14 protein-coding genes and 1 pseudogene are annotated in these 20,226 nt (G+C 66.7%); 9 read left to right on the forward strand and 6 right to left on the reverse strand.

Annotated elements, in window-relative coordinates; all coding sequences use genetic code 11:
* Positions 1-88: 88 nt before the first annotated feature.
* The gene (locus AGI3411_RS15155) at positions 89-688 is read right to left on the reverse strand and encodes a C40 family peptidase (protein ID WP_129528190.1); all 600 of its coding nucleotides are present in this window, start codon (positions 686-688) and stop codon (positions 89-91) included.
* Positions 689-1,022: 334 nt separating this feature from the next.
* Between AGI3411_RS15155 and AGI3411_RS15160 the strand changes: the two genes are divergently transcribed.
* Complete coding sequence (locus tag AGI3411_RS15160; protein ID WP_425265348.1) at positions 1,023-2,522, forward strand: AMP nucleosidase; 1,500 nt, start codon at positions 1,023-1,025, stop codon at positions 2,520-2,522.
* Positions 2,523-2,680: 158 nt separating this feature from the next.
* Positions 2,681-4,240 carry an amino acid permease gene (locus tag AGI3411_RS15165; protein ID WP_129528192.1) on the forward strand — a complete coding sequence of 520 codons (1,560 nt, stop codon included), beginning with the start codon at positions 2,681-2,683 and terminating at the stop codon, positions 4,238-4,240.
* Positions 4,241-4,259: 19 nt separating this feature from the next.
* On the opposite strand, the gene nadS is transcribed toward AGI3411_RS15165, so the two are convergent.
* Together nadS and AGI3411_RS15175 are read right to left on the reverse strand one after the other, a co-directional pair.
* Positions 4,260-4,544, reverse strand: a complete 285-nt coding sequence (nadS, locus tag AGI3411_RS15170; RefSeq protein ID WP_129528193.1) for a NadS family protein — start codon at positions 4,542-4,544, stop codon at positions 4,260-4,262.
* A 443-nt stretch (positions 4,545-4,987) separates the two neighbouring features.
* Positions 4,988-5,917 (reverse strand): YicC/YloC family endoribonuclease, encoded by a 930-nt coding sequence (locus tag AGI3411_RS15175; protein ID WP_129528194.1) that lies wholly within the window; start codon positions 5,915-5,917, stop codon positions 4,988-4,990.
* 181 nt (positions 5,918-6,098) lie between these two features.
* Here AGI3411_RS15175 and rph point away from each other — a divergent pair, with 181 nt between their 5' ends.
* Positions 6,099-6,833 carry a ribonuclease PH gene (gene rph / locus AGI3411_RS15180; RefSeq protein ID WP_129528195.1) on the forward strand — a complete coding sequence of 245 codons (735 nt, stop codon included), beginning with the start codon at positions 6,099-6,101 and terminating at the stop codon, positions 6,831-6,833.
* A 149-nt stretch (positions 6,834-6,982) separates the two neighbouring features.
* Here rph and AGI3411_RS15185 read toward each other — a convergent pair whose 3' ends face one another.
* The gene (locus AGI3411_RS15185) at positions 6,983-8,365 is read right to left on the reverse strand and encodes an MmgE/PrpD family protein (RefSeq protein WP_129528196.1); all 1,383 of its coding nucleotides are present in this window, start codon (positions 8,363-8,365) and stop codon (positions 6,983-6,985) included.
* Positions 8,366-8,379: 14 nt separating this feature from the next.
* A complete protein-coding gene (locus AGI3411_RS15190; protein ID WP_062682288.1) occupies positions 8,380-9,540 on the reverse strand; it encodes an acyl-CoA dehydrogenase family protein in 1,161 nt (386 codons plus the stop codon).
* Positions 9,541-9,768: 228 nt separating this feature from the next.
* Here AGI3411_RS15190 and AGI3411_RS15195 point away from each other — a divergent pair, with 228 nt between their 5' ends.
* The gene (locus tag AGI3411_RS15195) at positions 9,769-11,478 is read left to right on the forward strand and encodes a methyl-accepting chemotaxis protein (protein WP_425265349.1); all 1,710 of its coding nucleotides are present in this window, start codon (positions 9,769-9,771) and stop codon (positions 11,476-11,478) included.
* On the opposite strand, the pseudogene AGI3411_RS15200 reads toward AGI3411_RS15195, so the two are convergent.
* Positions 11,380-13,203: pseudogene (locus tag AGI3411_RS15200) on the reverse strand (EAL domain-containing protein); the annotation flags it as partial. The gene AGI3411_RS15195 and the pseudogene AGI3411_RS15200 overlap by 99 nt on opposite strands.
* Before the next feature lie 203 nt (positions 13,204-13,406).
* Between AGI3411_RS15200 and rdgB the strand changes: the two are divergent.
* The 5 genes from rdgB (at position 13,407) to ntrC (ending at position 19,627) form a co-directional block, all read left to right on the forward strand.
* Positions 13,407-14,030 carry an RdgB/HAM1 family non-canonical purine NTP pyrophosphatase gene (rdgB, locus tag AGI3411_RS15205; protein ID WP_129528197.1) on the forward strand — a complete coding sequence of 208 codons (624 nt, stop codon included), beginning with the start codon at positions 13,407-13,409 and terminating at the stop codon, positions 14,028-14,030.
* Positions 14,031-14,067: 37 nt separating this feature from the next.
* A complete protein-coding gene (hemW, locus tag AGI3411_RS15210) occupies positions 14,068-15,291 on the forward strand; it encodes a radical SAM family heme chaperone HemW (RefSeq protein WP_129528198.1) in 1,224 nt (407 codons plus the stop codon).
* A gap of 184 nt (positions 15,292-15,475) precedes the next feature.
* Positions 15,476-16,888, forward strand: a complete 1,413-nt coding sequence (gene glnA, locus AGI3411_RS15215; RefSeq protein WP_129528199.1) for a type I glutamate--ammonia ligase — start codon at positions 15,476-15,478, stop codon at positions 16,886-16,888.
* Between the two features lie 181 nt (positions 16,889-17,069).
* Entirely contained in the window at positions 17,070-18,134 is a 1,065-nt protein-coding gene (glnL, locus tag AGI3411_RS15220) for a nitrogen regulation protein NR(II) (RefSeq protein WP_129528200.1), read from the forward strand.
* On the forward strand, positions 18,134-19,627 hold the full coding sequence (gene ntrC / locus AGI3411_RS15225; protein ID WP_129528201.1) for a nitrogen regulation protein NR(I): 1,494 nt from the start codon (positions 18,134-18,136) through the stop codon (positions 19,625-19,627). Before glnL ends, ntrC begins: the two co-directional genes overlap by 1 nt.
* Positions 19,628-20,226 lie beyond the last annotated feature (599 nt).

A 20,226-nucleotide genomic window follows, 5' to 3' on the forward strand; every position in this document is an offset into this window, starting at 1 on the left:
TGCGGCGGCACGTCGATCACGACGCGTCGCGGCAGGCTGCGGTACCGCCCCTGGGAAGCGCGTTGCGCGCCGCCCGATTGCTGCCGGGTTAGCGGGGAGAAGCTTCGGCCAGCATCTGGCCCTGTTTCGTATCCAGGTAGCGCCGGGCGCCGACGTAGCGCTTGGACCAATAGGAATTCTGCATTTCATCCACGCGGACCTTGGTGCCGCGGCGCGGCGCATGGACGAATCGGTTCTGGCCGATGTAGATGCCGACGTGCGACGTAACGCCGCGGCCGCGGGTGGCGAAGAAGACCAGATCGCCGGGGCGCAGTTCTTTCTTGTTGCCGACGGATTCGCCGGCGGTGCGTTGCGCGCGGGCCGTGCGGGGAAGCTCCAGTCCGGCGATCTCGCGGAAAACATACAGGACCAGGCCGCTGCAATCGAAGCCTTCGGCGTCGTCGCCGCCCCAGCTGTAGGGCGTGCCGATCGCTTCCAGGCCCGCCTGCACGACGCGTTCGCGCAGGGTGGGGACGGTGGGCTCTTGCGCCAGGCGCAAGCCGCTGAGCGTCGGACGGGCTTCTTGGGAGCGCAGGGACGCCTGCGCGGCGTCGGGGATCCAGGAGAGAGTCAGGGCCAGGATGGGCGCTGACAGGAATACGGGAATGCGGAAATTGGCAATTCGGGCTTTTCGCGTGGGCGGCGTCATTACGTCACTTCAGGAATCGGAGTGGGCGGCATGGCTTTGCCTGGAGGGGCAAGCCGGCGGAAAGGGGGCGATTCCAGGACGCACGGCCCCGGAATGCCATGACATTGTAATGGAATAAAGTTTCATTACATTTGTAGTGCTATGCAGCATTCTTGTCCGCGGACGTTACGGGCCAACGCCCGGGAAAAGGCCGCTGGCGCGGGTGCCCGGCCGGCGCGGGAATGTGACGTTTTTTCTACTGCCGGGTCGGGCATAATCGTCGGAATCGGCCCCGTCGGCATGGCAAGCCGCGAGCGGCCGCAGAGATACCCATAAGAAAGCGGAGCAAAGCTCGATGATGAACGCAGTACACCCGTTGTCCTCCATGAACCGGCCCGACCCCATGCCCTTCGCGCCTTTCCAGGACGCCGTGTCGGCGGTGGATCGGCTGATCGAAATCTACTCACGCAATACCGCTTTCCTGCGCGCCGCCTTCCGTGACGTCCTGAAGGGCGCCGGCAATGGCCGCGAGCGCGCCCGGGCCTACTATCCGGCCATCCGCATCGTCGTGGAAACCTACGACCCGATCGATACCCGGCTTTCCTACGGCCACGTGGCCGAACCCGGCATCTACCAGACCACCGTCACCCAGCCGGCGCTGTTTCGCGATTACCTGATCGAACAGGTGGGCCAATTGCTGCAGAACCACCGCGTGGCGGTTGAGGTCGGCGAATCGGATTCGCCGATCCCCCTGCATTTCGCCTTCCCCGAAGGCGCGTACGTCGAGGGCGAACACCTGGAGGCGCTCAAGCGCCCCTTGCGCGACCTGTTCGACGTGCCGGACCTGGCGGTGACGGACGACGCGATCGTCAACGGTTCCTGGCGCGGCAAAGAGGGCGAACCCAAGCCGCTGGCGCCTTTCACCGCGCAACGGGTGGACTATTCGCTGCACCGGCTGCAGCACTACACCTCGACCGCTCCGGCGCACTTCCAGAACTTCGTCCTGTTCACCAACTACCAGTTCTACGTCGACGAATTTTGCGCGCGGGCCCGCGCGCTCATGGCCAGCGGCAACGAAGACTACGAAATGCTGGTGGAACCCGGCAACCGGATCACGCGTCGCGGCGAAAGCGGGCCGGGCGATGAAGACCAGGCGGTCCGCCTGCCGCAGATGCCGGCCTACCATCTGGTGCGCGGCGATCATTCCGGCATCACGCTGGTGAATATCGGGGTGGGCCCGTCCAACGCCAAGACCATTACCGACCACATCGCGGTGCTGCGGCCGCATGCCTGGCTGATGCTGGGCCATTGTGCCGGCCTGCGCGATTCCCAACGGCTGGGCGACTACGTCCTGGCCCACGGATACGTGCGCGAAGACCACGTGCTGGACGACGACCTGCCCACCTGGGTGCCCGTGCCCGCGCTGGCCGAAGTGCAGGTGGCGCTGGAGCAGGCCGTGGAAGAGGTGGCGGGGCTGTCGGGCTGGGACCTGAAACGCATCATGCGCACGGGCACGGTCGCCACCATCGACAATCGCAACTGGGAGCTGCGCGACCACTTGGAGCTGGTGGAGCGCTTTGCGCAATCCCGGGCGATCGCGCTGGACATGGAGTCCGCCACTATCGCGGCCAACGGCTTCCGCTTCCGGGTGCCCTACGGCACGCTGCTGTGCGTGTCCGACAAACCGCTGCATGGCGAACTGAAGCTGCCCGGCATGGCCAGCGTCTTCTACCGCCGCCAGGTGAATCAGCATCTGGAGATCGGCATCCGGGCCCTGGAGCGCCTGCGCGGCATGCCGCCGGAACGGCTGCATTCGCGCAAGCTGCGCACTTTCATGGAGACGGCCTTCCAATAGGCCCGGGGCAGGGCCGGCGCGGCGGCCTTTGGTCTGCCCCCATTAATGCTCCATTTCGCCTGTCGGGGCCTCTTGCGCTATTCTCGCCGGTTGCTTGGAAATCCCAAGGCACCTGGCGCGCGTCGCGCCCGTGCCTTCATGACCTGAAGGAATGCATTTTGGCACCATCGGAAAACGATGAACGCCGCGCGAGCGGCAAGCGCGGAGCGCAGGTCGAACGGCCATCCGAGCTGCGCCGCTCGCTGTCCGCGCGGCACCTGACGATGATCGCGGTGGGCGGGTCCATCGGCACCGGGCTGTTCGTGGCCTCGGGCGCGACCATCGCCCGTGCCGGTCCGGGCGGCGCGCTGCTGGGCTACGTGCTGATCGGCATCATGGTCTATTTCCTGATGACCAGCCTGGGCGAACTCGCCGCGGCCATGCCGGTATCGGGCTCCTTTTCCACCTATGGCGCCCGTTACGTCGAAGACGGGTTCGGTTTCGCGCTGGGCTGGAATTATTGGTACAACTGGGCGGTGACCGTCGCGGTCGACCTGGTGGCCGCGCAGCTGGTCATGGCGTACTGGTTTCCGGACGTGCCGGGCTTTTACTGGAGCGCCTTGTTCCTGGCGCTGACCTTCGGGTTGAACGCGATGTCGGCGCGCGGCTTCGGCGAGGCCGAATTCTGGTTCGCGCTGATCAAGGTGGTCGCGGTCCTGGGCTTTGTCGCCATGGGCGTGATGATGCTGCTGGGCATCATCCGCGGCGGGGAAACGGGCGGCCTGGCCAACTGGACGGTGGGCGACGCGCCGTTCGCCGGCGGCTTCGCCGCGTTGATCGGCGTGGCGATGGTGGTGGGCTTTTCCTTCCAGGGCACGGAGCTGATCGGCATCGCGGCGGGCGAGTCCAAGGACCCGGCCCGCAACCTGCCGCGCGCGGTGCGCCAGGTGTTCTGGCGCATCCTGCTGTTCTATGTGATGGCGATCCTCGTGATCGGCCTGCTCATTCCCTATACCGATCCGCACCTGCTGCGCAATGAGGTCGAGGACATCAGCGTCAGCCCGTTCGCCCTGATCTTCGAACGTGCCGGTTTGCTGGGCGCGGCCTCGGTCATGAATGCGGTGGTGCTGACGTCCGTGCTGTCGGCGGGCAACTCGGGCATGTACGCAGCCACGCGCATGCTCTACGCCCTTGCGCGTGAAGGCAAGGCGCCGCGCATTTTCGGCCGCATCTCGCGCAGCGGGGTGCCGCTGTGGGCGCTGCTGGCCACGACGGCCGTGGCGGCGCTGTGCTTCTTCACTTTCATTTTCAGTCCCAACGCGGTCTACATCTGGCTGCTCAATACGTCGGGGATGACGGGTTTCATTGCGTGGCTGGGTATTGCGATCAGCCATTACCGGTTCCGCCGCGGCTACCTCAAGCAAGGCCACAACCTGGCCGATCTGCCCTATGTATCGCCGTTCTTCCCGTTCGGCCCGATCTTTGCCTTCGTGCTGTGCCTGGTCATCACCCTGGGCCAGAACTACCAGGCGTTCCTGCAGGACAAGATCGATTGGGGCGGCGTGGTGGCGACCTATATCGGCATTCCGCTGTTCCTGCTGATCTGGGCAGGCTACCGGCTGACGCGCGGGTCGCGCTTCGTGAGCTACCGCGACATGCGTTTCCCGGATGCGCGGGCGCGCAGCGAGTACCTGGATTCGGCGTTGCGGGGCGAGCCCGCGGCGGGGGAAGCGCGCTGAAGTAGTACGAACGCCAGGTTCATTCCAGGGCTTCGATGACGGCCTGGGGGTTTCGTTCAATCACATTGAGCAGAACCAGCGCGGGCCCCCTCGGAGAGCGATCGACGCGCTCCCAATGCCGCAAGGTGGCCGCGGAGAAGCCGAACCGGGCCGCGAACTGTTCCTGGGTCATGCCCACTTTGGCGCGCACGGCCTTCACGTCGACCACGCGAGGGCGGTGCACGCGCACGCCGCGAGCATCGCCCTTGGCGTGGGCAATCGCTTCTTGCAAGCCTTGCTTGATGTCGTCGAATGCGGTGCTCATGATTTCGCTCGTCCTTTCCAGATGGCCACCAGGATATCGACCAGGCCAGCCAGTTCGTTGCGCTCGGCCTTGGTCAGATTGGCCTTGGTCGATCAGGTCTCGGCGTTCTTCCGCGCTCAAAAGCAAGCGGAGGATGAGGATCAGCGTGCCATCGAGCGCGAGTCGGGCAAGCCGCTATCCGGCTATCCGCGGATTCTATTGAGAAACAACGGGTCGGCCAGGGAGCCCGAGGCGAATTCGTCATCCTTGCGAGACGATCGCCCAATGCCTTGCCTGGCGGCAAGGCGGGCAGACAGTGTGTGTGGGTGTTTTGCTGCGCGACATCCAGGCATTGCCGGATATGCGATTCGGAAGGGGGAGGGCGCGCCCAGCCAGGCGCGCGGTGGCCGTGGCGGTCCAGGCAGGGCACGGTTCTTATGAAGCTTGCGGGCTGCCCGGCTTCGTCACTCGATGTTCTGCGCCTGCTCGCGCATCTGCTCGATCAGGAGCTTCAGGTCCATGGCGGCGCGGGTGACGTCCATGCTGCCGGCCTTGGAGCCCAGGGTGTTGGCCTCGCGGTTCATTTCCTGGAACAGGAAGTCCAGGCGCTTGCCCGCGCTGCCGGCCTGCTTCTTGCCGGACTGCTTGCCGCCGCCGTCGGTGAGCAGGTGGCGCAGTTCTTCCAGGTGCGAGCGCAAACGCGACAGTTCTTCCGCCACGTCGATGCGCAGCGCGAACAGGTTGGCTTCCTGGGACAGGCGTTCCGAGAGTTCGTGGCCGGAAATATGCGTGAAGCCGCCGGGGAAGGCGGATTCCACGCTTTCGCGCAGTTTGGCTGCCAGCTTGTCGCGGTGATCGGCCAGCAACTGGGGCAGGTGGGTCTGCACGGTTTCGACGATGCGCGCCACGCCGTCGGCGCATTCGCGCATCATGCCCGCCAGGCGTTCGCCCTCGCGCGCGCGGCCCTCCTGCAATTGCGTCAGCGCCTGCTGGGCGGCCTGCATGCATGCCGCGCCCCACGTTTGCGGGTCCAGCGCGTCATTGGCGCGCTGGCCGGGCCAGTTGAACAGTTCGACCAGGCGCGGCGGAGCGATGTCGGGGACGATGCGGCGGGCGGCCTGCAGCTGTTCGGCCAGGCTTTCCAGCCAGGCGGGATCCAACTTGGACAGGTCGGTGCTGGCGTTGCGCGTATAAGAAACGCGGATCTCTACCTTGCCGCGCCCGAGATTGGCGGTCAGTAGCTCGCGCAGCGGCGTTTCCACGTGGCGCAACTCGTCGGGCAGCCGGAAGTACAGGTCCAGGAACCGGCTGTTGACGCTGCGCAATTCGAGCGCCAGCGTGCCTTGTTCCAGATCTGCCCGAGCGTTGCCGAAGGCGGTCATGCTGCGAATCATGATGTGCGTGTCCTGGTGATGCTTGTATCGGAGACCGGTTGCGCCGATGCCGCGGTCCCTTGAATGCCGAGGGGGCGGGGCGCCGAACCGGATATATCGCGGCAGGATACTCCAAGCGGCAGCTTCCTGCGGCGCCAGCCCGTACAATGCCGCCAATCAACGCCATGACTGGAGCCTGCCTATGACCATCGCCCCCACTATCGCCCGTCCCTCGGGCCGCGCCGTCGACGAATTGCGGCCGTTCAGCCTTGAACGCGGATTCACGCGCTACGCCGAAGGTTCGGTGCTGGTGAAGGCCGGCAACACCCATGTGCTGTGCACGGCGAGCGTACTGGAGAAAGTACCGCCTTTCCTGAAGGGCAAGGGGGAAGGCTGGGTAACCGCTGAATACGGCATGTTGCCGCGGGCCACGCACACGCGCGGCGACCGCGAGGCCGCGCGCGGCAAGCAAAGCGGCCGCACGCAGGAAATCCAGCGCCTGATCGGGCGCAGCCTGCGCGCGGTGTTCGACATGAAGGCGCTGGGTGAACGCACCCTGCACCTGGATTGCGACGTGCTGCAGGCCGACGGCGGAACGCGCTGCGCCAGCATCACCGGCGCCTGGGTGGCGGCCGCCGACGCGGTGGCGCTGCTGATGCAGCGCGGCGACCTGGCCGCCAACCCGATTCGCGACGCGGTGGCCGCGGTGTCGGTCGGCCTGGTGGACGGCCGCGCGGTGCTGGACCTGGACTACCAGGAAGATTCGGCCTGCGATGCGGACGTGAATGTCATCATGACCGGCAGCGGCGCCTTCGTCGAAGTGCAGGGCACCGGCGAAGGCGCGACCTTCACCCGCGCCGAACTGGACACCATGCTGGTACTGGCCGAAGGCGGCATCGCCGGCCTGGTGCGCGCGCAGCGGGCGGCGCTGGCCTGAGATCGCGGCGTCGGCCGCCTGGCAGTGGCCACTGTTCTTGTGTCTGACACCCCTGAGACGATGCTTCAGCCTGGCAGGGCGGTGCGTGGGGTGTCAGACACTAGGCGATGCTTCGGTGTCTGACACCGGCGGTACGGCCGTCCGACGCTTCAGGCGGCCTTTCCGGGTAGCAGCGCGCCCACCTTTTCTGTCTTTTCCAGCCCCCAGATCGCGTCGATCAGGCCGCGCAGTTCTTGTTCGGTGGCGGCGCCCGCGTAGCGGCCCAGGCTGAGCGTCTTGTCTTCGATCTCGGCCCGGCTGAGGGTGTTGCCCGGGTCTCCCTTGGGCTCGTCCACACGGCTATGCAGCTTGCGGCCGTCGCGCGTATAGACGGTGACCTTGCCGATCCAGCGTTGCGGATAGGCGCCGTCGACTTCCGGATCCAGCTCCATTTCGACCTTGCCGCGGAAGCTGGCCACGCCAGGATCGTCCAGGCCCGCGTCGAATTCGGCCAGGCCCGCGCGGCCCTGGCGGGCGATCAGGGCCAGGACGGTGCCCATGGAGAACTTGGACTGGTGCACGGTCTGCGGATTCACGACGGGGCCGAGCACGTCGATGGCGCCCTGGTGCACGTGGGCGACGACGCGTTCGATGTCGGCCTCGGTCAGGTTGTTGTCGCGCAGGGCCTGCTGCAGCGCATCGGCGGCCGGGTGGGTGTGGCGGCAGGAGGCATGGAACTTGAACGAGGTTTCGGCCAGCGCCCAGCGTTCGCCCAGGCGGTCGCACAGGCGGCTGGGATCCGCATCGGTGGACATGCCCGCGGCCATGCCTTGCGGGCCTTCGAGAATGTGGCGCGCGCCGGTGAAGCCGTCTTGCGCCAGGTAGGCGGCGGTGATGCCGTCGGCGGCGGCCTTGGCCGTGTGCAGCTGCTTGGAGTCGGCGGCGTCGCGCAGAAATTCCCACAGGCCGGCGGCCTGCGTGCCCGCGGAGCCCAGGGCGTTCAGCATGGCTTCGGGGGACAGGTTGAGCAGGCGGCCGGTGGTGACGGCGGCGGCCAGCGTGCCGGCGGTGCCGGTGGTGTGGAAGATCTTGTAGTGCGAGCGGCCCAGGAATTCGCCCACGCGAATGCCGACCTCGTAACCGGCGACGGCGGCTACCAGTAGGTCGCGCCCAGAGCGGCCCAGCGCCTGCGCCACGGCCAGCGCGGGCGGGAACACGACCGCGGCGGGATGGAACACGGAGCCGTTGTGCACGTCGTCCTGTTCGACCACGTGCGCGGCCGCCGCGTTCACCATGGCCGCGAACAGCGGGGTGGTGCGGCGGCGGGTGATCAGGACTTCGCTGGCGCCGTCGGCCGGGCCCATGGTGGCGGCGTAGCGGTCGATGGCCTGCACGGCGCGGGCGGAGGCGCCGGCCAGGATGGAGGCCAGGCAGTCCAGCAGGAGGTCTTCGGCGCGGCGCAGGACGGGCGCCGGGATGTCTTCGTAGCGCAGGTTGGCGGCAAAGGCCGCGAGTTCGGCGCTCAGGTGCGGGGTGTCTTTGGCTGCGGTCATGGATGGCAAGCGGATCAGAAGGAGCGGGGCAGGCCCAGGATGTGTTCGGCGACGTAGGACAGGATCAGGTTCGTCGAGATGGGCGCGACCTGGTAGAGGCGGGTTTCGCGGAACTTGCGCTCGACGTCGTACTCGTTGGCGAAGCCGAAGCCGCCGTGGAACTGCAGGCAGGCATTGGCTGCTTCCCAGGACGCATCGGCCGCCAGCAGCTTGGCCATGTTGGCCTGCGCGCCGCAGGGTTCGTGCGCGTCGAACAGGCGGCAAGCTTCATAGCGCATCAGGCTGGCCGCTTCCACGTTGATGTGGGCGCGCGCGATGGGGAACTGCACGCCCTGGTTCTGGCCGATGGGGCGGCCGAAGACCATGCGTTCCTTGGCGTAGGCGGTGACCTTGTCCACGAACCAGTAGCCGTCGCCGATGCATTCGGCGGCGATCAGGGTGCGTTCGGCATTGAGGCCGTCGAGGATGTACTTGAACCCCTTGCCTTCCTCGCCGATCAGGTTGTCCTCGGGGATTTCCAGGTTGTCGAAGAACAGTTCGTTGGTCTCGTGGTTGACCATGTTCGGGATAGGCCGGATCGTCATGCCGTGCTTCACGGCGTGATGCAGGTCCACCAGGAAGATCGACATGCCTTCCGATTTGCGCGTGACCTGTTCCAGCGGCGTGGTGCGGGCCAGCAGGATCATCAGGTCGGAGTGCTGCACGCGCGAGATCCAGACCTTCTGGCCGTTGATGACGTAGCGGTCGCCGCGCTTGACGGCGGTGGTCTTGATCTTGGTGGTGTCGGTGCCGGTGGTGGGCTCGGTGACGCCCATGGATTGCAGGCGCAGTTCGCCGGCGGCGATGCGGGGGAGGTATTCGCGCTTTTGGGCTTCCGATCCATGGCGCAGCAGCGTGCCCATGTTGTACATCTGGCCGTGGCAAGCGCCGGAGTTGCCGCCGCTGCGGTTGATTTCTTCCATGATGACCGACGCTTCGGTCAGCCCCAGGCCGGAACCGCCGTATTCCTGCGGAATCAGGGCCGCCAGCCAGCCCGCTTCGGTCAGCGCGCGGACGAAGGCTTCGGGGTAGCCCCGTTCTTCGTCGACCTTGCGGAAATATTCGGAGGGGAACTGGGCGCAGAGATCGCGCACGGCTTCGCGGATGTCCTGGTAGGCGTGAGAGGCGTTGGGCATGAGACTGTTTCTGGATGGGTAAGGGTTCGGTACAGGGTTGAATGTGCCGCAAGGCGCGGTCCCTGCCAATTCACAATTCGTTAATACGGGGTTCCTGTTCGCAAAAGCGCGGTTTCATGACGGGAGTTTGTCAGCCGGGCCATGGGGTTGTGTCAAGAAATTGCCAAACTGGGTGTCCATAATTTTCTCCGGGGCCGCCGGGGGCGGCCAGGTAATACACGGACGGATATGCGGAAAAACATCAGGGTCACCACGGCGTTGTCGGCCATTCTTGCGTTGTTTGTGGCGCTGTTCGCGCTGGCGGCGGCGGCCGGCATCGCCGTGCTGCGCGACAACCGCGCGGCGATCGAGGCGCTGGGGCGGGGCAGCATCGAACGGGCCAGCGATCTCGCGGACATGACGAGCCGGCTGTTCCAGGCCCGCGCCGCGCTGACCGACGCCAAGACGGCGATGGAAGGCGGCCTGGAAGAGGCCCGCGACCAGTCGCTGGGGCAGGCAGATACGCTGCTCAAGCAGGCCGGGGCCAGCTTGGCCCGGCTGCGCGCCAACCCGGATGCCGGCACGCAGGGCGCGCCGCTGTTCGATCAGGTGCTGGCCGCCCACGCGGCCTTCGCGGACAAAACGCTGGCGCCCATGCTGGCGGCCATCAAGGGCTGGAACGGCATCGAGGTGAACCGGCTGGTGGACAAGGTGCTGCCGGGCAGCGGCGCGGCCTACGTCAAGCAGGCCGATGCCTACCAGAGGTACGCCCGCGAGCAGGGACAGGCCGCGGTGGCCGGCGCCAGCCGCATGCTGGAGCGCGTGATCGTTGTGGCGGCGGGCGTGCTCGCGATGGTGTTGGTTCTGGCCCTGCTGATCCGGCTGGCGTTCCGCCGCGGCATCCTGCGGCCGCTGAACGAGGCCGGCTCGCACTTCGACCGCATCGCGGACGGCGACCTGACGGGCGCCATCGCCACACGCGGCGACAACGAGATCGGCGTGCTGTATTCCGCCATGCGGCGCATGCAGACCGGCCTGTCGGCCGCAGTGGCGTCGGTGCGGCAGGGGGTGGAGGAAATCCACACCGGTTCGGGCGAAATCGCCGCGGGCGGCGCGGACATGTCGGACCGCACCGCTCGCCAGGCCGGCTCGCTGCAGGAAGCGGCGGCCAATCTGATGCAGCTGGCGCACACGGTGCAGCTGACCGCGGGCAACGCGGACCAGGCCAGCCGCCAGGCGCTGGGCGCCACGGATCTGGCGCAGCGCGGCGGGCAAGCCGTGGAAGAGGTGGTGCAGAGCATGCGCGGCATCGCCGATAGCGCCCGCCGCATTGGCGAGATCGTCGGCGTGGTGGACAGCATCGCGTTCCAGACCAACATCCTGGCGCTGAACGCCGCGGTGGAGGCGGCGCGCGCGGGCGAGCAGGGCAAGGGCTTCGCGGTGGTGGCGGGCGAGGTGCGTTCGCTGGCCCAGCGCAGCGCGCAGGCGGCCAAGGAAATCAAGGGCCTGATCGAGGACTCCGCCTCGCGGGTCGAGGCGGGCGTGCGCCAGGTGGGCCTGGCCGGCGACACCATGCGCGACATGGTCGTGTCGGTGGGCCGCGTGACGCAGATCGTGGCGGAGATTTCCAGCGCCACGGCGGAGCAGGCGGCCGGCATCGCCTCGGTGAACGACGCGGTGGCCGATATCGAGCGGTCCACACAGGAAAACGCCGCCATGGTGGAACAGACGGCCGCGGCGGCCGCGGCGCTGGAGACCCAGGCGCAGGGGTTGCGCCGGGCGGTGGCGGTATTCCGGATCGCCGCAACGGCCAGCGCGGCGCAGGCCTCAGCTGTTGAGCTGCGGCAAGGGGGCGCCGGCGTAGCGCTCGGTCACCAGCGACAGGTTCCCATGCTTGACCTTGTGCTTGACGTGGGCGGCGGCCGAGGCGATGTCCTCCGGGCGGATGCGCTCGCATAAGGAGGGGGTGACGGTGAGGGCGCCCACCCCCAGCGTCACGAACGGGAAGAAGCGGGGCACGCCGTAGCGGTCTTCGGCTTCGATGCCGCCGTTGCGGCGGCCTTCGTCGTCATACAGCGCGATGGCGCGCTCGTTGAATTCCGCGATGATGCGGCGGGCGCGCTCCATCCAGTCCGGGCTGCGCAGCAGCACGACGAAGTCGTCGCCGCCCACGTGGCCCACGAAATCGCGCTGCGGATCGCAATGGCGCTTGATGACCTCGGCGGTCAGCATGATCATGTCGTCGCCGCGCCAATAGCCATAGACGTCGTTGAAGGGCTTGAAATTGTTCAGGTCGCCATAGCAGATCGTGAAGTCGTCCGCGTCTTCGAGCAGCGTGGCGATGTGCCGGCTGATGGGAATGTTGCCGGGCAGGGAGGTCAGCGGATTGGCGTAGCGCGCCGCCTCGATGCGCATCTCGGTCACCGAGCGCACCAGCGTTTCGCCGGTCGCCAGGCCGTCGTAGCGGCCGTCGCGGGTGATGATCAGGCCGTCCATCAGGTAGCGCTGGTCTTCGGAGATCAGCACGTGGCTCAACTGGTCGATGGACACGTTCAGATCCACCAGCACCGGTTCGGCGTTCATGAAGGTTGAACAGGCGTCGCGGCCGAATAGTTCGCGGGTGTAGCGCTGCGCGTAGTGTTCCAGGAAGTCGCGCCGGTTGATGATGCCCACCGGCCGGTTGTCGGCGTCCACCACCGCCACGGCGTGCCTGTCCTTGTGCTCGATGAAGAGCCGGTGCACGTCGTCGTTGGTGTGGGCGGGCAGCAGGGCCGCCGGGGCCTCGACGCGGAGGCTGGCGGCGGTGCCGCCGACGGCGCGTTGCGGCGCCGACGCGGGCGCGCGCACGCGCAGCGAATCGCGCAGGGGCGGGGCCAGTTCGGTCAGCAGCATTTCTTCCGGGCGGCCCAGGAACCAGCCCTGGGCGTAGCGGATGTCCAGCTCGCGCACGACAGCCAGGTCCTCGGCGGTCTCGATGCCTTCGGCCACGACCGCGGTGCCCAGGTGCTGCGCCACCTTCAGGATGGCGCGCACCATGTTCTGCTTGCGTGCGTCCTGGCCGATGCCGTCGAAGAAATAACGGTCGATCTTGACCAGGTCCGGCTGCATCTCGGCCCACAGCTGGAGGTTGGAGTTGCCCACGCCGTAGTCGTCCAGCGCGACGCGCATGCCGTACTCGCGCAGGCAGGCGAACGCGCTGGCCACTTCGTCCATGTATTCGGACAGCGGATCCTGCTCGGTCAATTCCACGATGATGCTGGACGGCGCGAGTTCGCAATCCTTCAAGAGGCGCCGGGGCATTTCTTCGCCCCATAGCGTCCAGTAATGGATCAGCGCCGAGCCGGACAGGTTCAGGAACAGCATGCCGGCGGCATCGTGCCGCTCGAAGCCCTGGGCGCCAGCGCGGAAGCTGGCAAGTTCGAGCTGCGGGTGCAGGCCCTGGCGGCGGGCTTCGGCGAATAACGCGTCGGGGAAATGCAACGCGGTATCGGCCGGCCCGCGGATCAGGCTTTCGTGGCCGTAAACCCGGCTGTGGGAGAGGTCAACGACCGGCTGGAAGCGCGGTCGCAGCAATCGCTCGCGCAGTATTCCGGCCAGGTTCACGTGCGAAGACGCGCGGTCCTGGTTGGAGGAGGGCGCGCGGGCTGCGGCCGGCCGGGGCAAAGCGTGATGAATAGGGTCCATCGCCGGTGCGTTCAGATACGATCAGTGACAAGTTGGCCATATTGACAACAAAATATGTCTGCGTTGTTGCGCCGACGACTGGCGCGCAATCTTCAGCCGTCGTCATACGCCTGTCAACAACGATTTGGCTTTTGCCCTTTTGGCCCGCAGGGGTATTGAGTGCGGCGCCGGCACGCAAGGGCCGCGGCCTATACAATTTGCCCATGATTGCTCCCAAGATTCCCGATTCCCTGCGCCGCGTCGTGCTGGCGTCCAACAACGCCGGCAAGCTGCGCGAATTCTCGGCCCTGTTCGCGCCCCTGGGCATCGAATTGGTCCCACAAGGCGAACTGGGCGTGCCCGAAGCCGAGGAGCCGCACGTTACTTTTGTCGAAAATGCGCTGGCCAAGGCCCGCCACGCCAGCCGTCTGACCGGTTTGCCGGCTTTGGCGGATGATTCGGGCCTGTGCGTGGCCGCGCTGGAGGGCGCGCCCGGCGTGTACTCCGCGCGCTATGCCAAGATGCATGGCGGCGAAAAGTCCGACCAGGCCAACAACGCGCTGCTGGTGAGCAAGCTGGCCGGCGTGGCGGACCGCAGCGCGTGGTACGTGGCGGTGCTGGCCCTGGTGCGTTCGGAAAACGATCCCCGGCCGCTCATCGGCGAAGGCCTGTGGCACGGCGAGATCATCGACCAGCCCGAAGGCGCCAACGGCTTTGGCTACGATCCGCATTTCTATCTGCCCGATCTGGCGCTGACCGCCGCCACCCTCGATCCCGAGGAGAAAAACCAGGTCAGCCATCGTGCCCGCGCGCTGCGCGAACTGCTCGGCAAGCTGAGCCAGGCTTGACGAGGGCGCCGCGTGGCGCCAGGCCCAGGAATTACGCATGTCCATCATCATCCCCATCCGCAACGACATGGGCGCGTCGCCGGCGCGCCCGAAGCAGCCGGCCGGCGCCGCGCTGACCAGCCTGCCGCCGTTGTCGGTCTATGTGCACGTGCCCTGGTGCGTGCGCAAGTGTCCTTATTGCGATTTCAATTCCCATGCGGCGCCCGGGGGCGAGATTCCCGAGCGCGCCTATCTGGATGCCCTGCGCAGCGACCTGGAGCAGTCGTTGCCGTCCATCTGGGGGCGGCAGGTGGTGTCGGTCTTCATCGGCGGCGGCACGCCCAGCCTGCTGTCTTCGGCCGGGCTCGACGAACTGCTGGCCATGCTGCGCGCCTACCTGAATCTCTGGCCCGATGCCGAGATCACCATGGAGGCCAATCCGGGAACCGCGGAGGCCGGCCGCTTCCAGGACTATGCCGCCAGCGGCGTCACGCGGTTTTCGCTGGGCATCCAGAGTTTCGATGACGCCCAGCTGAAGAAGTTGGGGCGCATCCACGACGCGGCGCAGGCCAGGGCGGCGATCGAGATGGCGCAGCGCGCTGTGCCGCGCGTGAACCTGGACATGATGTTCGCCTTGCCCGGGCAAACGCTGGAGGCCTGTCTGACCGATTTACGGCAGGCGGCGGCCTTCGGCACGGAGCACTTGTCGCTGTATCACCTGACCATGGAGCCCAACACGGTCTTCGCGAAATTCCCGCCGGAGGACCTGCCGGACGACGACACCAGCGCGGCCATGCAGGACGCCGTGGAGGCGGAACTGGCGGCGGCGGGGCTGGGCCGCTACGAGGTGTCGGCCTATGCCCGGCCCGGCGCCCGCTGCCGGCACAACCTGAACTATTGGGAATTCGGCGATTACCTGGGCATCGGCCCGGGCGCTCATGGCAAGCTGTCGTTCCATGACCGGATCGTGCGCGAAGCCCGGCTGCGCGGCCCCGATTCCTGGATGCAGGCCGCCATGGCGCGCGATGGCAGCCATATCGCGGAAAGCCGGCAAGTGGGCCCGGACGAGCTGCCGTTCGAGTTCATGCTGAACGCGCTGCGCCTGAAGGAAGGGGTGGCTTCCTCGGCCTTCGTCGAACGCACCGGCCTGTCGCTCGCCGTCATTGCGCACCAATTGGAGGCAGCCTCGAAACGGGGCTTGCTGGACGCCGACCCGACCCGCCTGCGGGCGACGCCCCTGGGCTGGCGGTTCCTCAATGACCTGCAGGAAATGTTCCTGTAGCGGTTAGGCACCATAATGGGGCATTCGTGCCCCATGCTTTGCACCATTCTGGTGCTACATTTTCTTCTGACGACAATGCCACCCCCCGGGAATCCCTGGGGCGAAACCTGGCACGCATATTGCTTCCTTGATTTATGCCAGTCGACGGGCAAGACCCTCGACCTTTTTATCTAATGGAGATGACATGGCAAGCCCGAAAGACGTCCTGAAACAGATCGCCGATAACGAAGTCAAATTCGTGGATTTCCGCTTTACCGATACGGTTGGCCGTGAGCACCACGTGTCCGTGCCCACCAGCCAGATCGACGAAGACAAGCTGGAAAGCGGCCAGGCTTTCGACGGCTCCTCGATCCCGGGCTGGAAGGGCATCGAAGCGTCCGACATGCTCCTCATCCCCGACTGCGCCACCGGCAACCTGGATCCGTTCCGCGAAGAGCCGACCCTGATCCTGTCGTGCGACGTCGTTGAACCGTCCGACCTGAAGGGCTACGACCGCGACCCGCGTTCGCTGGCCAAGCGCGCCGAAGCCTACCTGAAGTCCTCCGGCCTGGGCGACACCGCCTACTTCGGTCCGGAGCCCGAATTCTTCGTGTTCGACGGCGTGAGCTGGAACACCGACATGTCGGGCACCTTCGTCAAGATCAAGTCGGAAGAGGCCTCCTGGTCCACCGGCCTGGATTTCGAAGGCGGCAACACCGGCCACCGTCCCGCCGTGAAGGGCGGCTACTTCCCCGTGCCCCCGGTCGATTCCTTCCAGGACATGCGTTCGGAAATGTGCCTGCTGATGGAACAGATGGGCGTGCCGGTCGAAGTGCACCACCATGAAGTGGCCGGCGCCGGCCAGCTCGAAATCGGCACCAAGTTCAGCACGCTGGTGCAGCGCGCCGACTGGACGCAGATCACCAAGTACATCATTCATAACGTGGCCCACGCCTACGGCAAGACCGCCACGTTCATGCCCAAGCCCATCGTCGGCGACAACGGTTCCGGCATGCACGTGCACCAGTCGATCTGGAAGGACGGCCAGAACTTGTTCGCGGGCAACGGCTATGCCGGCCTGTCGGAATTCGCGCTGTACTACATCGGCGGCATCATCAAGCACGCCCGCGCCCTGAACGCCATCACCAACCCGGGCACCAACTCGTACAAGCGCCTGGTTCCGCACTACGAAGCCCCGGTCAAGCTGGCCTACTCGGCCCGCAACCGTTCGGCCTCGATCCGCATTCCGTACGTCGGCAACCCGAAGGGCCGCCGCGTCGAAGCGCGCTTCCCGGACCCCCTGGCCAACCCGTACCTGGCCTTCTCGGCCCTGATGATGGCCGGCCTGGACGGCGTGCAGAACAAGATTCACCCGGGCGATCCGGCCGACAAGAACCTGTACGACCTGCCGCCGGAAGAAGACGCGAAGATCCCGACCGTCTGCTCCTCGCTGGAACAGGCGCTGGAAGCCCTGGACAACGACCGCGAGTTCCTGACCCGCGGCGGCGTGTTCAGCAACGACATGCTCACGGCCTACATCGACCTGAAGATGGGCGATGTGAACCGTCTGCGCATGACGACGCACCCGGTCGAGTTCGACATGTACTACAGCCTCTGATCGCCAGAAGCTGTGGCTGGGGGGAGCGCGATGATGTAGGCGGATACCAGGGCCCACACCACGCGCACCGCCAGGTCGCGGCTCGACGGATTGCCCGCCAGGCCCCAGGCCTGGCCGGGCAGGGCGCCGGGCTCCGGCGACGTCGCGTTCCGCTTTCCCCTCACATTCGGGTATGTTGAAAATGAATGTAGAAGCTCTCGATCTGCTAGCCACGTCCGTTTTCCTGGTCAACGAGCGCGGCCATATCGAATATGCCAATGCGGCCGCCGAGGATCTGTTCGGCCGCTCGCGCAAGCAACTGGGCGGGCACTCCGCCGCCACGCTGTTCGACAGTCCGGAAAACATCCAGTCCTCCATCGATCGTGCCGCCGCCGGACGCTATGCCGACGTGAGGCAACTGGCCTGCCTGCGCCGCGCCACGGAATCCGTGGAAGTCTCGGTGACGACGGTGGGGCTGACCGGCCAGCGCTGGCCGGTGCTGATCGAAACCCGCGAGATCGAGCAGCGCGTGCTGGCCGACCGCAACCACCGCCTGGTCGACGAGATCGAGGCGCACCGGGAACTGCTGCGCAACCTGGCGCATGAAGTCAAGAATCCCCTGGGCGGCTTGCGCGGCGCCGCGCAATTGCTGGAGGCCGAGCTGCCGAGCGCGGCCCTGGCCGAGTACACCCAGGTCATCATTTCCGAAGCCGACCGCCTGCAGGCGCTGGTGGACCGCCTGAGCGGCCCGCAACGTGTGCCGCTGAACGCGCGTCCGGTAAATATCCACGAAATCTGCGAGCGCGTCTGCGCGCTCATCCAAGCCGAGTTCCGCAACGACGTCACGCTGCTGCGCGACTACGACGCGTCCGTGCCCGACCTGAAGGGCGATGCCGCCCGCCTGATGCAGGCCGTTCTGAACGTGGCGCGCAACGCCGCACAGGAACTGGTCGCCCGGCCCGCGGGGCCGCAAACCGAACCCGGTGTCGTTACCCTGCGCACGCGCGTGGCGCGGCAGGTCATGCTCGCGCACAAGCAGCACCGCCTGGCGCTGGTGCTGTCCATCATCGATAACGGTCCCGGCGTGCCGGACCACATCCGCGACCGCATCTTCCATCCGCTGGTCACGGCCCGTGCCGGCGGAACCGGGCTGGGCCTGAGCCTGGCCCAGGACTTCGTGCAGCAGCATGGCGGCATCATCGAATTCGAATCCCGACCGGGGCGCACTGAGTTTCGCCTGGTCCTTCCGATGGAGCCTGCACACTGATGAAACCCGTATGGATCGTCGATGATGACCAGGCTATCCGCTGGGTCCTGGAAAAGGCGCTGGCCCGTGCCGGCGTCCCCACGCGCAGTTTTTCCCAGTCGGCCGACGTGCTGGAGGCGCTGGCGCGCGAAACGCCGGTCGCCCTGGTGTCCGATATCCGCATGCCTGGCGGCAACGGCCTCGAACTGCTGCGCCAGCTGAAGGAGCGCCATCCCGGATTGCCGGTGATCGTGATGACGGCGTTCGCCGACCTGGACAGCACGGTTTCCGCCTTCCAGGGCGGGGCGTTCGATTACCTGGCCAAGCCGTTCGACGTGAACGAGGCGGTTGCGCTGATCCAGCGCGCGATGCAGGAGTCGGCGCAGCCGGAAAGCCCGGAGGGGCAGGGCGAATCGGCGCAGAACAACGAGCGCTGGATGATGACGCAGTCTTCGTCCACCGCGATGCAGGAAGTGTTCCGCGCCATCGGCCGGCTGGCGCAGTCCAAGGTCACGGTGCTGATCACGGGCGAATCCGGCACCGGCAAGGAACTGGTGGCCCGCGCCCTGCACGGGCATGGCGTGCGCGCCGGCGGCCCCTTTGTGGCGCTGAACGCGGCGGCCATCCCGCGCGACCTGCTCGAAGCCGAGCTCTTCGGCCACGAGCGCGGCGCCTTCACGGGCGCCAACAATCTGCGCCGCGGCCGGTTCGAGGAGGCGCATGGCGGCACGCTGTTCCTGGACGAAATCGGCGACATGCCGATCGAGCTGCAGACGCGATTGCTGCGCGTGCTCGCCGAAGGCAGTTTCTATCGCGTGGGCGGCGCGCAGCCCGTGCGGGTGGACGTGCGCATCGTGGCCGCCACGCACCAGCCGCTGGAGCAGCGTGTCGAGCAGGGCCTGTTCCGGGAAGACTTGTTCCACCGCCTGAATGTAATCCGGCTGCGCCTGCCGCCGCTGCGCGAGCGCGTGGAAGACATCCCGGCGCTGGCCGGCCACTTCCTGACCGCCAGCGCCCGCGCCCTGGGCGTGCCGGTCAAGCGCCTGACGCCTGAAGCGCTGGCCGTGCTGACGAAGTTCGATTTTCCGGGCAACGTGCGCCAACTGGAAAACTTCTGCCATTGGCTGACCGTGATGGCCCCGGGCCAGACGGTGGAGCCGGCTGACCTGCCGCCGGAAATCCGCGCGGTGGAGCACCAGCGGATTATGAGTCCGGTGGCGCGTCCGGCCGTTCCGGTGGCTGGCGCCGGGACCGTGGTGCAGGCGCCTTCCGCGCCGGTGGACGACGGGTCGCCGCGCAACTGGCAGGACTCCCTGCTGCGCGATGCGCAATACCGCCTCGAGCGCGGCGAGCCCGCGGTCATGGCCACGCTGACGCGGCAGTTCGAGAAGATCCTGCTGCAAAGCGCCCTGGATGCCAGCCGCGGCCGCCGCGTGGAAGCAGCATCGCGGCTGGGCATCGGCCGCAATACCATCACGCGCAAGCTGCGCGAGCTCGGTATCGAAGACGAGTGATGCGGCGGGGCAGGGTGTCTCAGTGTCTGACACCCGTACGAGATGCCCTTCCTGGTTAAGGCAGCCTTCCCGGGTGTCTGACACCAACATCTACTGCGTGTCAGACACCCGGGAAACACCCGGGCAGGCCGACAGCCATCGCGTACGGGTGTCAGACACTGGGCGGTTGCGACTACCACGCGCAAGCTGCGCGTCGAAGACGAGTGATGCGGCGGGGCAGGGTGTCTCAGTGTCTGACACCCGTACGAGACGCTCTTCCAGGTTAAGACAAGCCTTCCCGGGTGTCTGACACCAACATCTACTGCGTGTCAGACACCCGGGAAACGCCGCGGCAGGCCGACGGCCATCGCGTACGGGTGTCAGACACTGGGCCGTTGCGACTACCACGCGCAAGCTGCGCGTCGAAGACGAGTGATGCGGCGGGGCAGGGTGTCTCAGTGTCTGACACCCGTACGAGATGCCCTTCTGGGTTAAGGCAGCCTTCCCGGGTGTCTGACACCAACATCTACTGCGTGTCAGACACCCGGGAAACGCCACGGCAGGCCGACGGCCATCGCGTACGGGTGTCAGACACTGGGCCGTTGCGACTATCACGCGCA

The sequence above is a fragment of the Achromobacter agilis genome (assembly GCF_900496965.1).
In the GTDB taxonomy this organism is placed as follows: domain Bacteria; phylum Pseudomonadota; class Gammaproteobacteria; order Burkholderiales; family Burkholderiaceae_B; genus Achromobacter; species Achromobacter agilis.

What these genes read in the sequence shown, in the direction of transcription:
- nadS (WP_129528193.1), bottom strand. Translation starts at nt 4,544, where the DNA reads ATGAGCACCGCATTCGACGACATCAAGCAAGGCTTGCAAGAAGCGATT.
- rdgB (WP_129528197.1), top strand. Translation starts at nt 13,407, where the DNA reads ATGATTGCTCCCAAGATTCCCGATTCCCTGCGCCGCGTCGTGCTGGCG.
- AGI3411_RS15190 (WP_062682288.1), bottom strand. Translation starts at nt 9,540, where the DNA reads ATGCCCAACGCCTCTCACGCCTACCAGGACATCCGCGAAGCCGTGCGC.
- ntrC (WP_129528201.1), top strand. Translation starts at nt 18,134, where the DNA reads ATGAAACCCGTATGGATCGTCGATGATGACCAGGCTATCCGCTGGGTC.
- AGI3411_RS15155 (WP_129528190.1), bottom strand. Translation starts at nt 688, where the DNA reads ATGACGCCGCCCACGCGAAAAGCCCGAATTGCCAATTTCCGCATTCCC.
- glnL (WP_129528200.1), top strand. Translation starts at nt 17,070, where the DNA reads ATGAATGTAGAAGCTCTCGATCTGCTAGCCACGTCCGTTTTCCTGGTC.
- AGI3411_RS15160 (WP_425265348.1), top strand. Translation starts at nt 1,023, where the DNA reads ATGATGAACGCAGTACACCCGTTGTCCTCCATGAACCGGCCCGACCCC.
- glnA (WP_129528199.1), top strand. Translation starts at nt 15,476, where the DNA reads ATGGCAAGCCCGAAAGACGTCCTGAAACAGATCGCCGATAACGAAGTC.
- rph (WP_129528195.1), top strand. Translation starts at nt 6,099, where the DNA reads ATGACCATCGCCCCCACTATCGCCCGTCCCTCGGGCCGCGCCGTCGAC.
- AGI3411_RS15185 (WP_129528196.1), bottom strand. Translation starts at nt 8,365, where the DNA reads ATGACCGCAGCCAAAGACACCCCGCACCTGAGCGCCGAACTCGCGGCC.
- hemW (WP_129528198.1), top strand. Translation starts at nt 14,068, where the DNA reads ATGTCCATCATCATCCCCATCCGCAACGACATGGGCGCGTCGCCGGCG.
- AGI3411_RS15195 (WP_425265349.1), top strand. Translation starts at nt 9,769, where the DNA reads ATGCGGAAAAACATCAGGGTCACCACGGCGTTGTCGGCCATTCTTGCG.
- AGI3411_RS15175 (WP_129528194.1), bottom strand. Translation starts at nt 5,917, where the DNA reads ATGATTCGCAGCATGACCGCCTTCGGCAACGCTCGGGCAGATCTGGAA.